This window comes from Pseudoalteromonas luteoviolacea, assembly GCF_001696455.1.
GTDB classification, from domain to species: Bacteria; Pseudomonadota; Gammaproteobacteria; order Enterobacterales; family Alteromonadaceae; genus Pseudoalteromonas; species Pseudoalteromonas luteoviolacea_C.
On the sequence record NZ_MAUJ01000010.1, the window covers coordinates 32,274 to 45,737 of the forward strand.

General features: G+C 43.8%; 11 protein-coding genes. 5 read left to right on the top strand and 6 right to left on the bottom strand.

Annotation, left to right across the window (positions count from 1 at the left end; genetic code table 11):
* Positions 1 to 51 precede the first annotated feature (51 nt).
* The gene (locus tag A7985_RS21510) at positions 52 to 2,781 is read right to left on the bottom strand and encodes a putative bifunctional diguanylate cyclase/phosphodiesterase (protein ID WP_081310670.1); all 2,730 of its coding nucleotides are present in this window, start codon (positions 2,779 to 2,781) and stop codon (positions 52 to 54) included.
* A gap of 168 nt (positions 2,782 to 2,949) precedes the next feature.
* Here A7985_RS21510 and A7985_RS21515 point away from each other — a divergent pair, with 168 nt between their 5' ends.
* Entirely contained in the window at positions 2,950 to 3,813 is an 864-nt protein-coding gene (locus tag A7985_RS21515; protein WP_247684833.1) for an extracellular solute-binding protein, read from the top strand.
* A 94-nt stretch (positions 3,814 to 3,907) separates the two neighbouring features.
* Here the strand turns inward: A7985_RS21515 and A7985_RS21520 are convergent, their stop codons facing one another.
* Complete coding sequence (locus tag A7985_RS21520) at positions 3,908 to 4,180, bottom strand: hypothetical protein (protein WP_065792507.1); 273 nt, start codon at positions 4,178 to 4,180, stop codon at positions 3,908 to 3,910.
* A gap of 163 nt (positions 4,181 to 4,343) precedes the next feature.
* Here A7985_RS21520 and A7985_RS21525 point away from each other — a divergent pair, with 163 nt between their 5' ends.
* The 3 genes from A7985_RS21525 (at position 4,344) to A7985_RS21535 (ending at position 6,387) form a co-directional block, all read left to right on the top strand.
* Positions 4,344 to 4,727 (top strand): RNA-binding S4 domain-containing protein, encoded by a 384-nt coding sequence (locus A7985_RS21525; RefSeq protein WP_065792508.1) that lies wholly within the window; start codon positions 4,344 to 4,346, stop codon positions 4,725 to 4,727.
* Positions 4,728 to 4,747: 20 nt separating this feature from the next.
* A complete protein-coding gene (locus tag A7985_RS21530) occupies positions 4,748 to 5,194 on the top strand; it encodes a PaaI family thioesterase (RefSeq protein ID WP_065792509.1) in 447 nt (148 codons plus the stop codon).
* A gap of 86 nt (positions 5,195 to 5,280) precedes the next feature.
* Positions 5,281 to 6,387: an NAD(P)/FAD-dependent oxidoreductase gene (locus tag A7985_RS21535; RefSeq protein WP_065792510.1), complete on the top strand. Its 1,107-nt coding sequence runs from the start codon at positions 5,281 to 5,283 to the stop codon at positions 6,385 to 6,387.
* Between the two features lie 44 nt (positions 6,388 to 6,431).
* Here A7985_RS21535 and A7985_RS21540 read toward each other — a convergent pair whose 3' ends face one another.
* The 4 genes from A7985_RS21540 to A7985_RS21555 all read right to left on the bottom strand — a co-directional run bounded on the left by A7985_RS21540 (position 6,432) and on the right by A7985_RS21555 (position 11,496).
* On the bottom strand, positions 6,432 to 6,941 hold the full coding sequence (locus tag A7985_RS21540; RefSeq protein WP_065792511.1) for a DUF4124 domain-containing protein: 510 nt from the start codon (positions 6,939 to 6,941) through the stop codon (positions 6,432 to 6,434).
* Positions 6,942 to 7,121: 180 nt separating this feature from the next.
* Positions 7,122 to 7,862: a phosphoadenylyl-sulfate reductase gene (locus A7985_RS21545; RefSeq protein ID WP_065792512.1), complete on the bottom strand. Its 741-nt coding sequence runs from the start codon at positions 7,860 to 7,862 to the stop codon at positions 7,122 to 7,124.
* A gap of 37 nt (positions 7,863 to 7,899) precedes the next feature.
* Complete coding sequence (gene cysI / locus A7985_RS21550) at positions 7,900 to 9,624, bottom strand: assimilatory sulfite reductase (NADPH) hemoprotein subunit (RefSeq protein ID WP_065792513.1); 1,725 nt, start codon at positions 9,622 to 9,624, stop codon at positions 7,900 to 7,902.
* 54 nt (positions 9,625 to 9,678) lie between these two features.
* Positions 9,679 to 11,496, bottom strand: a complete 1,818-nt coding sequence (locus A7985_RS21555; protein ID WP_065792514.1) for an assimilatory sulfite reductase (NADPH) flavoprotein subunit — start codon at positions 11,494 to 11,496, stop codon at positions 9,679 to 9,681.
* Positions 11,497 to 11,767: 271 nt separating this feature from the next.
* Between A7985_RS21555 and A7985_RS21560 the strand changes: the two genes are divergently transcribed.
* Positions 11,768 to 13,408 (top strand): endonuclease, encoded by a 1,641-nt coding sequence (locus tag A7985_RS21560; RefSeq protein ID WP_065792515.1) that lies wholly within the window; start codon positions 11,768 to 11,770, stop codon positions 13,406 to 13,408.
* The last annotated feature ends 56 nt before the right edge of the window (positions 13,409 to 13,464 follow it).

The window sequence follows — 13,464 nt, forward strand, 5'->3', positions numbered from 1 at the left end:
CTTAATTGAATAACAGTAGCTTAAAACCTTAAGCTAAGTTGAGGTCAACATTTAACTCACTTCATTTAACAAGTTTTTAGAACCATGATGGTGTACCAATTGTAGCGCTTCAAAATCACACAGCGGTTTACTCATAAAGTACCCCTGCATTTGCTGACAATAAAGCGTAGATAAGATCTGCAGCTGAGCAAACTGTTCAATGCCTTCTGCTGTAACAGTTAAATTGAAACTTTTTGCCATTGCACAAATGGCTTCGATCAACTGTCTAGGCTTGCCCATACCTTCAATACCATTGATAAACGCTCGATCAATCTTCACCCCGTCCACAGGTAGTACATTCAATCTCGATAAACTGCTATAGCCCGTACCAAAATCATCAATATAGATACCAAATCCAAGATCATGGAGTTTTTGTAGCGGTGCTATCAATGAGTTTTCCTCCGTCATCATTGCTGATTCAGTCAATTCTATTTTGAAGTGCGATGGGCGATATTCAGCGCTTTCAAATTGCACGAATAACCAGTTCATAAATCCTTTATGTTGTAACTGTATTGGAGATACATTGACACTAATAAACATATCACCGTCAGGCAGTTGCTGTTTAAATAACATGGCATGCTCAAACACCCATTGCCCCAACTTAACAATTTGCGCGCATTCCTCTGCAATCGGAATGAACTCTGCTGGGCTCACAACGCCGAGCAGTGGACTATGCCAACGTACGAGTGCTTCAAAACCAACTATCGCCTTGCCAAGACTGCAATAAATTGGCTGAAAACGCAGAGACAACTCTCGATCCATATCAAGCGTTTGCAGCTCTCTTTCAACTTGCAGCCTTCTCGACGCTTCACTGGCAATGGCAGAGGTGAAGATATGGTAGTCATTTTTCCCACGCTTTTTAGCTTCATACATGGCCACGTCAGCATCATGTAACAGTTTTTCCGCTTCATAATTCGAACAAGGGGCAGTAAAACGCCTAACTCCGACACTGCCACTGACAGTGTGTGCCATACCTTGATACTCAAAGGGTACCCGGATTGCAGTCAAAATATCTTCCAGTAATAACTCTAGGGGAGCGCTTAACTTCTCAGCATCGAATAAGATTGCAAACTCATCTCCTCCTAACCGCGCAATATCAGCAAACCCTCCCACCAACTCTCGCATCCTTGTAGCAAATTCAATTAATAATTTATCACCCGCTAAGTGACCCAAAGTGTCATTGATTAACTTAAAGCGGTCCAAATCGAGGTAAAGTAAAATAAATTGTCCCTGTGACTCGGTGCGACTTGCCTCTACCAATTGCAAAAATGTCTGTCGATTAAGCAAATCTGTTAGGCTGTCGTGTTGTGCTTTGTACTTTAATTGCTCGTTAAACAGTTTAAGTGCTGTAATATCGGTAATACGCCCTTCATAAATCACCTCATGGCTGTGGCAGATCCAAGATCCGGTTTGTCTTACCCATACCCCACTACTTTGCATAGACCCCGCTAACCACTCTAATTCTTCATGTGGTTGCAGCTGCTCAACCATTTTTTGCCAACGCTCCGCGACTTCGCTATCTAGCATCAAGTCACTCAAAGTGAGTCTCGAATGAGCTTGCTCATCAACGAGCAGCAATGATTTAAATGCGGGGTTGGCATCCACTAGAACACCATACTTGTCCAACACAAACAAACCTTCACTACTATTCACAAACAGACTCTTATATTTACGCTCTGCGACAATATGCTGTTGCAGCGCCGCAAGGCGTTTATTAGATTCATGTTGGATCTGTTGGTTAGCTTGTGCCAACCGTGCCGTTCGCTCTTCAACCAGATTATTGATTGTATCGTGGCGAGCGGTTAAATATCGTACTTGCATCAACACCATGAAACCGAGTGCGGCGGCAATCAACGTAACACTCCATATAATCAAGGTATAGTTGTTTAACAGCGATGGGGTCAGTTGCGCTTGGGTATAAAGATGCATAGAAATTGGCGTACCAAAAAAATCGAGCTCTTTGGAAATACCCGCTTGCTTTGCCGTTAGTTGAAATTGGTTCTGCCAATCCGATGTAAATACCAACTGTTCATCAGCAACGACATGCATATGATGACCGCTGGTCTGATGTAACTGACCAAACATTCCTTCGAGGAGGTGATCCAACTGAAAGCCGATCCCTAATGCACGCAACGCTTGAGGGTTCCGCATATCAAATTGCTCAATGACGACACTCCATCGCTGTGCTTGATGCCATTTTACGGCTTGCAGTTCATTGTTTCCTATGCGTTGAATAAATGGCTCGGAGATGGCCACAGCCGATCCCAATAAATGACCAAACTCCGCAACTGGCGCCGCTTTGAGCGTCGTCAAAAATGGACCACTATCACCATTAGGCAGGCGCACTGTAAAATCAAAAAAACCCAAAGAACGATACTTTTGCTCTAAACTCGGTACCTGCGTTCGCTCAATAATGGCGTAGGACTCTAAACTTAGCTCCAACTCTAACCCTGCGAGTTGAGATTGGGCTAAATGATAAAATTGCTCCGGCGTGATATCTGCACGCGCTCTTTGATAAGCCTCAATGGAATAAAGCAAATGCGCAAACCGCTGTAATTGATTATTCAAGCGAGATTGATACTGGGACACATGTTGCTCTAATTGGTGATGGGAGCGTTGTTTAAAGTGTGTATTAAACTCAAACCCCACATAACAAATTACACACAAATAAAAGCCATATATCCACCCACCAAACTTAGCTGGCGCTTGAAACACTTTATCCCACTTTTTTACTCTAGACATCCGCTCATAACACTGTACCATTGCACTACTTGATAATAATTCTTATTTGCGATGATTAAAAGTAAACTTTTCTATTTTTACCCGATTTTGCTACTAAGTACCCAAGTTTTAGCCAAAAATAACGAACTCAACGTTTACTCGTTTCGAAAATATGAATTAATCAAACCCATGCTCCATGCCTTTGAAAAGCAAAGTGGCGTTCGCGTCAATCTTGTAAATGGTAAATCACAATTTTTACTTTCAAGACTAAGCAGCGATGGGGAAAACTCTCGAGCAGATGTCATACTGAGTTCTGACCTAGTTCAGCTCAGTGCCCATCATGAACTGCTACAACCAATGACAGAGTTAAAGAGATGGCCTGAAGTCCCAAAGGTATTTAAAGATCCCGAGCAACGCTGGGTAAGCTTGTCGATGCGCACGCGCGCTCTTTTTACCAAGCGTAATACCTCGGCACCTATACCTCACTACTTTACACAGTTTAGCGACCCCAAAGTTGCGGGACAGTTTTGTGTCAGAGATTGGCAACACAGTTACAATCGGACGCTTTTTGCCAGCTTACTCGCCAGTGACAACCCTGCCAATACCCGCTGGCTTAAAAAGGCAAACCAATTATTAGCTAAGCGCCCTTCGGGAGGAGACAGAGATCAGCTTCGAGCTTTGGCAAAAGGCCAATGCCAATTTGCGCTTGCAAATCATTATTACTGGCACATGATGAAGCAGTCTTCAAACAAACAAGATGTCAAACTTGCAACGCAACTTGAGATGCACTTTTTGCAAATGGCAAACGGCACAACGCCCGTTTCAACGACGACAGCAGCGATAGCCAAGCATGCGCCAAACAAACGAAATGCGCTGGCATTCATTGACTTTTTACTGTTGCCCGAAACACAAAAAATGTATGCAAACCTCATCAATGAATTCCCAGTAATGAAAATCAATGGCTATGAGCTGCCATTCCAGCCAGCATTAGAAAGCATGAACAAGAGTTTAAATTATACGCAAAAGGTGCAGAATGTTCTGCCCAAGTCATAGCGACCTTGTTGAGGTTAAAGCAATATAATATGACCATACAGTGCGCCAAATGAGTGCGGTCATGCCACATCATAGCGCACTGAAATATACTGAATTAATGGGTTTGCGCAGCCCATTTCTGTACTGCAGACTTGGGGTATAAGACATCTTTGAACAAGCGGTGTCGCTCAAACTTCAACTCTTTCTCAGTACTTGGCAGGCCAGCCTGTACTTGGCTATGATGCGTATTAAAGCGCGAAATTAGCGCAAATTTATCCTTCGCTCGTTTAAGGTGAGCATTTAGATATGCGCGCACGTCATCTGCGGTCATTAAGCCCAGCGCATCTAAATTCATTAATTCTTTTTTTAATGCAGAGCGAATACCCATCGTAGGTCTCCCTGTGTTGTCATAATGGAATTAATTAAAACTGCAAGCAAAATACACACCAATTGCTGCATTTACATTAAAGACCACCACAATCACGAAAAAGTTTCGTCATTCATCTTGTCAGCGCGGTATACTGTCGCAAAGACGTGTTTAGAGTTGTGATATGAATCAAGAATACATCGAAATTGAACTCGAAGAAGAACCTATTGAACTTTGTAACCTATTAAAGGTGCTAGATTTTGCGGAAACTGGCGGACAAGCCAAGCAGCTAATCGCGATGGGATATGTCGCGGTTAACAACGAGTTATGCACGCAAAAGCGTAAAAAAATGTACTCAGGTGATAGCCTTAAGTTTGATGGCGAAACCTTCTTGCTGACATTGGCTGAAGGGGCAATCCCAAATCCGAGACCAGCCACACCAACAGTAAAACCTACGCAAAGTAATGTCCCAGCTAAAAAGCCAACTAAAAAGCAATCCAATAAGAAGCGTAACAAACAGCCTCAAGTAGATAGCAAAACAGGCAGAAAGCCTATCTCATTTGGATAATTAAACTATCAAGGACAAACATGAGTATTTGGTTTAGACCAGTTACAAAGGCATTATGCCAATCTTTGGATCAAGGGCTTCATGGCAAAGGATCTTTAATGGCGACCCTTGGTATCGAAATCAGCGAGATTGGCGATGACTACCTTGTTGCTACAATGCCTGCAACCCCGCATCATCACAATCCCATAGGCATGGTCCACGGTGGCGCTAATGTTGCGCTGGCAGAAACCGTAGCCAGTTATGCCGCCAACTTCGTTATCGATTTTGAGCGTTTTTATTGTGTGGGACAAGAGATCAACGCGAATCACCTCAAAGCCTCTCGCAACGGGGTATTAACGGCGATTGCAAAACCACTGCACTTGGGTAAACGCACTTCTGTATGGGAAGTTAAAATTACCAACGCCAAAGGCGAGCTATGTTGCGTCTCTAGAATGACCGCAGCGGTTATCGAGCGCGCGGTAAAATAAGCTTTTTTCATACAATAGGCACAGATAGCGACAATAGCTTAACAAAGCGGCAAACAATAAATCCCCTATGCAGGAATGAAAATACAATGGAACAAGTCGACACTTTAGTCATCGGCGCGGGCGTCATCGGGCTAGCCATTGCGGCAAGGTTAAGCAAACACAGCGAAGTTGTCCTGGTCGAGCAAGGGCATCACTTTGGTGAGCATACCAGTAGCAGAAATAGCGAAGTCATTCATGCCGGCATTTATTATCCTAGCGACAGTATAAAAGCGCGCACTTGCGTAGAAGGAAAAGCACAGTTATATACTCACTGCACAGAATTTTCTGTGCCTTTTGCCAGAATCGGCAAAGTGATCACGGCCCAAAATACGCAAGAGGAAGAGAAGCTCGCCTCGCTACTCCAACAGGCACAAAACAATGGCGTAGATGATTTATGCTGGCTAAGTAAAGAGCAGTTGGTGCAAAAGGCACCGCAAATTAATGCTATTGCGGGGTTGTACTCTCCCTCTACCGGTATTGTGGATAGCCATCAGTTTATGCTTTCTCTACTTGGCCAATTAGAAAGTCATCAAGGCCAGTATGTATCCCGCACTCAATTTGTTGGGGCTGTTCCCACTGCAAATAGTTTTGCAGTCAAACTAGATTGCGATGGCACACCATTTGAATTGCGCTGTCGCCATTTAGTCAATGCAGGTGGGCTGTTTGCTCAGCACAATGCGACTTTGATTGAAGGGCTGCAACCTATCCATGTCCCTGCGATCCACTATTGCCGAGGTCAGTACTTCAGTTACCAAGGGAGCCACCCATTTAAACATTTGATTTACCCCGTACCAGAACAGCATGGTTTAGGTATCCATGCGACGTTAGATTTGGCTGGGCAATTGCGTTTTGGCCCGGATACTCAATTTATCGACGAATTGAACTATGAAACCGATGGGACTGCATTAGAAGCGTTTTACCAAGCAATCAAACGCTATTGGCCAAATGTTGATAAGCGACGTCTACAATTAGATTATGCAGGTATACGTCCAAAAACACAGCGTCAAGGCCAGCAGGATTTCCAAATTGAGGGAAAAAGCATTCATGGGCTTGCTGGGCTGGTCAACTTATTTGGTATCGAGTCGCCGGGCCTCACAGCCAGTTTAGCCATTGCCAAGGCGGTTGAAGCTCAACTTGTCGCTGAGCATAAATAAAAAAGGCTGCGAAAGCAGCCCTGAAAGTACTTTACAAAATCGTGTTAAATATCTTCCAATGTCTTGGCTCGTTCATCCATTAGTTTTTGTAGACCCTGAGCGTCTTTGACTAATTTTTTCACATCCGTTGGCTTCATGTTATCCACGTCAATTTTACCTTCGGCTTGGCCTTTGTCTTGACCTAGCGTTTCTAATATTTCCGTATTCTCAGCAGCCATAATCGTGATTTTGGTGGGATCTAAGGTGTGTACTTGACTATTTACTCTGGTATTGGGCCTATCAGAATAATGCCAATTTCCCTTAGCATCTTGCCACCTATATATGGTTGTTTGAGAGGTTGTCGTTTCCTCGTCATTGAGGGCTTTTTTAGCTGAGTTCACGACGCTATTCAGCTCTTGCTTGGATTTGTCTAACAGCGTGCTTGCTTGTTGTTGTGCTTCTCCAAAGATCATATCCACACTTAGCCACGGTTTGCCATCGGGACGTTTGATCACAAATAATGATCCCAGCCCAATCAGCATAATCATTATCATCAGGTAACTAGAATATTTCATTTCGGCACTCCCTGTTTCTTGAGGCCACACATTTATAGTATAGCGCTTTCTAAGCTAGAGTTTGACAATTGAGTAGAAAATTATCAATTCAAAATTGCACTAATTCATCCAGCTCAAACAAAAACAGCCGCTGTAATCAGCGGCTGTTTTTATACAAAATTGAACTTAAGTGAAACAGGTTTAAATTCCATCACCATCAATGTGTAGGCCACACTCTCGGTTTAAACCAAAGAAGCGTGTTTCTTCTTCCGTCATACCAGGCTCAAGTTTGCGTGTCGTATGGACATCTCCCATCGACACATACCCTTGCTCCCATAGTGGGTGGTAAGGTAAATCATGCTTAGTCAGGTACTGGTATACGTCGCGATTATTCCATTCAATAATCGGGTACACTTTCACACTGCCACGGCTAATTTCGAGTATTTGCTTGTCAGCACGAGAGGAGGATTGTTGTCTGCGCAACCCGCTAAACCAGGTGCCGACACCAAGTGCTTTTAAAGCACGCGTCATTGGCTCGACTTTGTTTAGGGTGTTGTACTTTTTAATCCCTTCTTCCCCTTGCTCCCATAACTTGCCAAATTTTGCTTCTTGCCAAGCCGGGCTGTATTCACTGCGAAAAACTTGTAGATTTAACTTCAGTCTTTCGGTCAATTCATCAATGAACTGATACGTTTCAGGAAATAGGTAACCGGTGTCAGTTAAGACCACAGGAATATCATTCTTTTGCTGTGATACTAAGTGCAACATCACCGCAGCCTGAATACCAAAGCTGGACGACAGCATATGGGTATCAGGCAAGTTCTCTAGCGCCCAAGCAACACGCTCTTCAACACTTTTTTGTGCCAACATGCCATTAGCATCAGCAAGCATTGCCTGTTGTGTTGCTTTGTCTAACGTCAATATTTGCTTAAATTCGCTCATAGCTTGTCCTATTTATCGGGCGCATTGCGCCCATCAATTAAGCGTGGAAATCCGTTTTTGAAACTTTCACTTCAGCAACGATGCCTTTACGAATAACAAAATCGCCAAAACACTCTTGCTCGTTGCGCTCTGCAGCCCACTGACCAATCAATTCGTCCAACGCTGGTAGGTAGGTTTCTTCGCCCACATTCTCTAAGTAAAGCTTAGGTACTCGTGTACCTTCACGGTTACCGCCAAGGTATACATTGTATTTACCAGGACCTTTACCAACTAAACCAACCTCAGCCAACATCGCACGACCACAACCGTTAGGGCAGCCTACAACGCGCAGAATGATGTCGTCATTTGGGATATCATGCTTAACAAGCAATGCTTCTGTCTTCTCGACAAGATCTGGTAAGTAACGCTCAGCTTCAGCCATCGCTAGTGGACAAGTCGGCATTGCCACACACGCCATAGAGCTCTTTCTTTGCTCTGTGTGTGTGTCATCAATCAAGCCGTGCTCACGCGCAATTTGCTCAATCTGCGCTTTGTCTTCTTCAGCCACACCTGCAATGATCAGGTTTTGGTTCGCGGTCATGCGGAAATCACCTTTGTGGATCTCTGCAATTTTACGACAGCCTGTTTTTAGTGGCTTATCTGGGTAATCAAGAATACGACCACTTTGTAAGAACAACGTTAAGTGGTGCTTACCATCAATACCTTCGACCCAACCAAAACGATCGCCACGGTGAGTAAACTCGAATGGACGACTTGGTGCAAATTTTACACCCGCACGATTTTCGACTTCTTCTTTAAAGGCATCAATACCAAACGCATCTAGTGTGTATTTGGTCTTAGCGTTTTTACGATTAACACGGTTACCCCAGTCACGCTGTACGCTTACAACGTGCTCTGCCACAGCTAAAGTGTGCTCTAGCGGGATAAAACCAAAGTCATCGGCACGACGCGGATAGGTATTCACATCACCGTGCGTCATCGCTAGACCACCACCCACAAGTACGTTAAAGCCAATTAGCTTGCCTTCTTCTGCAATCGCAACAAAGTTCAAGTCGTTAGCATGCACATCCACTTCATTATTAGGAGGAATGGTAACGGTCGTTTTGAACTTACGAGGTAAGTAGGTTGAGCCCAAAATTGGCTCTAAGTCTGTCGAGTCTTTACGTTCGCCATTTAACCAAATCTCTAAGTAAGCACGTGTTTTTGGTAATAAATGCTCTGAGATTTTAGCAGCCCACTCATACGCTTCTTGGTGTAATTCAGACTCTACTGGGTTAGTAGTACATAAAACGTTTCGGTTTACGTCACCCGCCGTTGCGATTGAATCAATGCCGACATCATGAAGTGTTAAATGCATTTCTTTGATATGCGGCTTTAACACACCGTGAAATTGGAATGTTTGACGCGTTGTAAGACGGATACTGCCATAAGACGTTTTGTCTTCTGCAAATTTATCAATCGCTAACCACTGCTCTGGCTTGATAATCCCACCAGGCATACGCGCACGTAACATCACGTTGTGCAGAGGTTCAAGCTTTTGCTTCGCACGCTCTGCACGAATATCACGGTCATCCTGCTGATACATGCCGTGGAAACGGATCAGTTGGAAGTTATCTTTGGTAAAACCACCAGTTAATTGGTCACCTAAGTCAGTTTCAATGGTGCCACGTAAGTGCTGGCTTTGCGTTTTTAATCGCTCGTTGTCAGCAAATTTAGCATCGGGATCATGCTTACTATTTGGCTTGTAATCTTGGTTGCTCATTGTTATTCCTAAATTCGTATGCTGTGACGGTAAATAAGTGCGTTTTGACGCCTATTAATAGACGTCTTTTTGATAACGGTTAGCACTACGCAGCTCTTTTAAATATTGCTCGGCCTGCTCATCATCTTTACCACCATGGGTCTTAACAATGTCTAACAGCGCCTGATGCACATCTTTCGCCATTCGTGTGGCATCACCACACACGTAGAAATGCGCACCTTTCTCTAACCAAGCAAAAACGTCTGCGCCCTTCTCACGAATACGATCTTGGACGTAAATTTTCTCTGCCTGGTCCCGACTAAATGCCAAATCAACACGATTCAGCAATCCAGATTTCACATACCCTTGAACTTCAACTTGATATAAGAAATCTTGAGTAAAATGGGGGTTGCCAAAGAACAACCAGTTTTCACCTTCTGCTTCACGTGCATCGCGCTCTTGTAAAAATGCTCTGAAAGGCGCGATACCTGTGCCTGGGCCCACCATAATTACTGGCGTATTATCGTCAGCCGGCAAGCGGAAGTTATCATTGTGTTCACTGAATACTTTGACTTTTGTACCTTCTTCTACACGATGTGCCAAGAAGCCAGAACACCCGCCAAAATGTTGCTCACCAAACGCTTCAAACTCTACTAGCCCTACCGTCAGGTGGACTTCTTCTTCTACCTCAGCTTGACTTGAAGCGATTGAATATAAACGCGCTTGGATTTTACGACAGCAATCAACCAGTGCTTGTGCTGCAATGTCACTCGGGTTTTGTTTTATAACATCAAATATCTGACGCGCTTCTAAATACTCACGAAGTGCTGCTTTATCAGCAACAAGCTTGGTGAGTTCCTCATTTCCAGTAGCCGCAGCATACTTCTCAACAAAACCTGGGTAAGACTGTGTCAGCTCTAGTCTTTCAATTAATGCATCTCGCACACTGAGCGTGTCGTCGCCCAGTTTAACTTGCGCATCAGCTTCGATTTTCAGAGCGTTTAGTACTTCATCAACCAAAGCTTCATCATTTAAGAAATACACACCAAGTGCATCTCCTGGTTGATAGCTAATATCAGACCCTTCTAAGTCAATTTCAATATGGCGAACATCTTTGGTGGAATCACGGCCAGTAATCTTAACTGCTGATGAAATTTCAGCGGTAAATGGGTTCTGTTTAGTATATTGACTGTGTGCCACTTGTGGTGCGCCAAAAGGTGCACTGACGACATTTGCACCACCAGCACTTTGCTGTGCTTTTAGTTCTGGTTCAAATGCGTCTAAAGTCGATGCTATCCAAGCTTCTGCTTGCTCATCATAATCGACATCTAAATCTGCACGTGTGACAACACTTTCTGCACCTAGTTTTTGTAAGCGCTCTTCAAAATCAATCGCTGTTTGACAGAAAAACTCATAGCTTGAGTCCCCAAGCCCTAACACAGCAATCTTAACGCCATCTAGCTTAGGTGCTTTTTTACCGACTAAGAACTCGTGTAAATTCTCAGCATCTTCTGGTGGCTCACCCTCACCGTATGTAGATACGGCGACAGCAATGAATTTTTCTTTTTTCAAATTGCCCGGCTTATAATCAGCCATATTAACAAGCTTAGCGGTTAAACCACGCGCTTTAGCCTGCGCTTCAAGCTGTGCCGCAACGCCTTTGGCATTGCCAGTCTGCGAACCATATAAAATAGTAAGTGGTGCAGCTTCTTGTGCTGGCGCAGCCGTTTGTCCAATTACGCCACCGAGCGCCGCAGTATTGGCATTTGCAGCCAAGTAACCACTCACCCAAGCCTGTTGAATTGGATTGAGCTCAGCCACCAACCCTTGTAACTTTTGCAGTTGTTCTTGTGAAAGCGGACTTGCCGCAGCACTCAGTTGACTTAACAACATTGATTATTCCCCGTAACCCATTTCGATTTACTTGCTCTGGCACCTGATTGTGCAGGTCATTTAATAGCATGCAGGATACTGTTCCTATCCCACAAAAAAAAAGAACTGTATCTGCTTTGTTATTCCTTTTAGTTATGAAAAGAAAAAAACTCCAAATAAAACAGATTAAAAGTAAAGATCATTTTTTGATCAAAAGTTATTTAACATTTTAATAACCATCAAGTACATTATCTGACCTTAATTAACCTACTCAAAATAATAAGAGAGAAAAATGAAACACCGTAAAAATCACAGGTTCAGTATAAAGACTGCTGTTTTAATTGGGTTAGTTTGCCCAACAGTCAGCGCTGAAATCAATAATGGTAGCTTCGAAAATTGGCAACAAAACACGCCGAGTAATTGGTCTACCATTGACACAGGAATTACACTTAGCCAAGTAAGCTCACCTGTAAAAGACGGTCAAAGTGCTGCATCGGTTGCCGTAAAAACGGCGACACAAGGCAATACCGACCTACGTCAAACGGTTTCGGTCACCGGTGGGCAAAGCTATACCTTCAGTACTTGGGTTTATCATACCGAGGGCAACGTCAAGGCAAGGTTATACGTCGATGGTTATAGAGGCTATTCCAATGAGAATCAAACTGGCCAATGGCAACAAATCACCTATCAATATACAGCCAGCAGTAGTAAAAACATTGAAGTAGGCCTACGCTTTTATGACACCAGCGGGTTCGATGGCTCAGAAGTGGTCTATGTCGATCATTTTACACCCAGTGATTCAACGACAACTCCGCCACCACCGCCGCCGCCAACGACATGCCAACAAAACACCGTCCAATTTAAACTTGTCACCGATAACTATGCCAGTGAGACCAGTTGGGAGTTGAAAAACAAGCAAGGACAAACAGTCAAAAACGGCAGTGGCTATGCCAATACCACAACATACACTGAGTCATTATGCTTAGCAGATGATACGTATACATTTATCATTTCAGATAGCTACGGAGATGGTATTTGTTGTTCACAAGGCAACGGTAGTTATGAATTAACCCTCAATAATCAAGTGCTGGTTTCTGGTGGCCAATTTAGTAATCAAGAGCAAAAACAATTCACGCTAGGTAATGACGGTGGTGACGGCGGTGGTCAAGACCCAACTGGTTACTACGCATCAGCCGCAGGTTTATCAGGTTTTGCTCTAAAATCTCAACTACATACGATTATTAAAGATCATAATAATCGCGGTTACAGTGCGCTTTGGTCATTCATAGATCAATATGAACGTGATAGCCACTTCGAAAAAGATAACACCGTACTAGATAGATATTCTGAAAAGCCAAACTCTGCTGACACCGTCAACTTCACAGCCGTCGGTGATCAATGCGGAAGCTACCGTGTAGAAGGTGATTGTTACAACCGAGAGCATTCATTTCCAAAGAGCTGGTTCGGTGGCAAGGTCGAGCCCATGAATTCAGATGTACACCATATCTTTGCATCAGATGGATTTGTCAACGCAAAACGTAACAGTTACCCATTTGGCGAAGTCGGTAGTGCCAGTTATACCTCGAGTAACGGCAGTAAACTTGGTAGTGCGAGTGGCATCAACTATTCGGGGACTGTTTTTGAACCTATCGATCAGTTCAAAGGAGATGTCGCACGCATTTACTTCTACATGGCAACGCGCTATGAAAATGTCGTTGCAGGATGGCAAAACAAATCCAGCTATGGCAATGATGTTTTAAATGGCACAGCGAATGTTGTCTTTGAGCCTTGGGTAGTTGCACTGCTTAAACGTTGGCATCAACAAGATCCTGTGGACGATGTGGAGCGCGCACGCAACCAAGCGGCCTATGAATATCAAGGTAACCGTAACCCATACGTCGATCATCCAGAGTTTGTCGAAAAAATCTGGTAAATGTATCAGGTCTCTCAGCTTTCAAATGGGCTGAAAGACTGACAAGAAAAAAGCGG

Bases quoted from the DNA above. Each gene is read 5' to 3' on its own strand.
- A7985_RS21510 (WP_081310670.1), bottom strand. From the start codon at position 2,781: ATGTCTAGAGTAAAAAAGTGGGATAAAGTGTTTCAAGCGCCAGCTAAG.
- A7985_RS21515 (WP_247684833.1), top strand. From the start codon at position 2,950: ATGCTCCATGCCTTTGAAAAGCAAAGTGGCGTTCGCGTCAATCTTGTA.
- A7985_RS21520 (WP_065792507.1), bottom strand. From the start codon at position 4,180: ATGGGTATTCGCTCTGCATTAAAAAAAGAATTAATGAATTTAGATGCG.
- A7985_RS21525 (WP_065792508.1), top strand. From the start codon at position 4,344: ATGAATCAAGAATACATCGAAATTGAACTCGAAGAAGAACCTATTGAA.
- A7985_RS21530 (WP_065792509.1), top strand. From the start codon at position 4,748: ATGAGTATTTGGTTTAGACCAGTTACAAAGGCATTATGCCAATCTTTG.
- A7985_RS21535 (WP_065792510.1), top strand. From the start codon at position 5,281: ATGGAACAAGTCGACACTTTAGTCATCGGCGCGGGCGTCATCGGGCTA.
- A7985_RS21540 (WP_065792511.1), bottom strand. From the start codon at position 6,941: ATGAAATATTCTAGTTACCTGATGATAATGATTATGCTGATTGGGCTG.
- A7985_RS21545 (WP_065792512.1), bottom strand. From the start codon at position 7,862: ATGAGCGAATTTAAGCAAATATTGACGTTAGACAAAGCAACACAACAG.
- cysI (WP_065792513.1), bottom strand. From the start codon at position 9,624: ATGAGCAACCAAGATTACAAGCCAAATAGTAAGCATGATCCCGATGCT.
- A7985_RS21555 (WP_065792514.1), bottom strand. From the start codon at position 11,496: ATGTTGTTAAGTCAACTGAGTGCTGCGGCAAGTCCGCTTTCACAAGAA.
- A7985_RS21560 (WP_065792515.1), top strand. From the start codon at position 11,768: ATGAAACACCGTAAAAATCACAGGTTCAGTATAAAGACTGCTGTTTTA.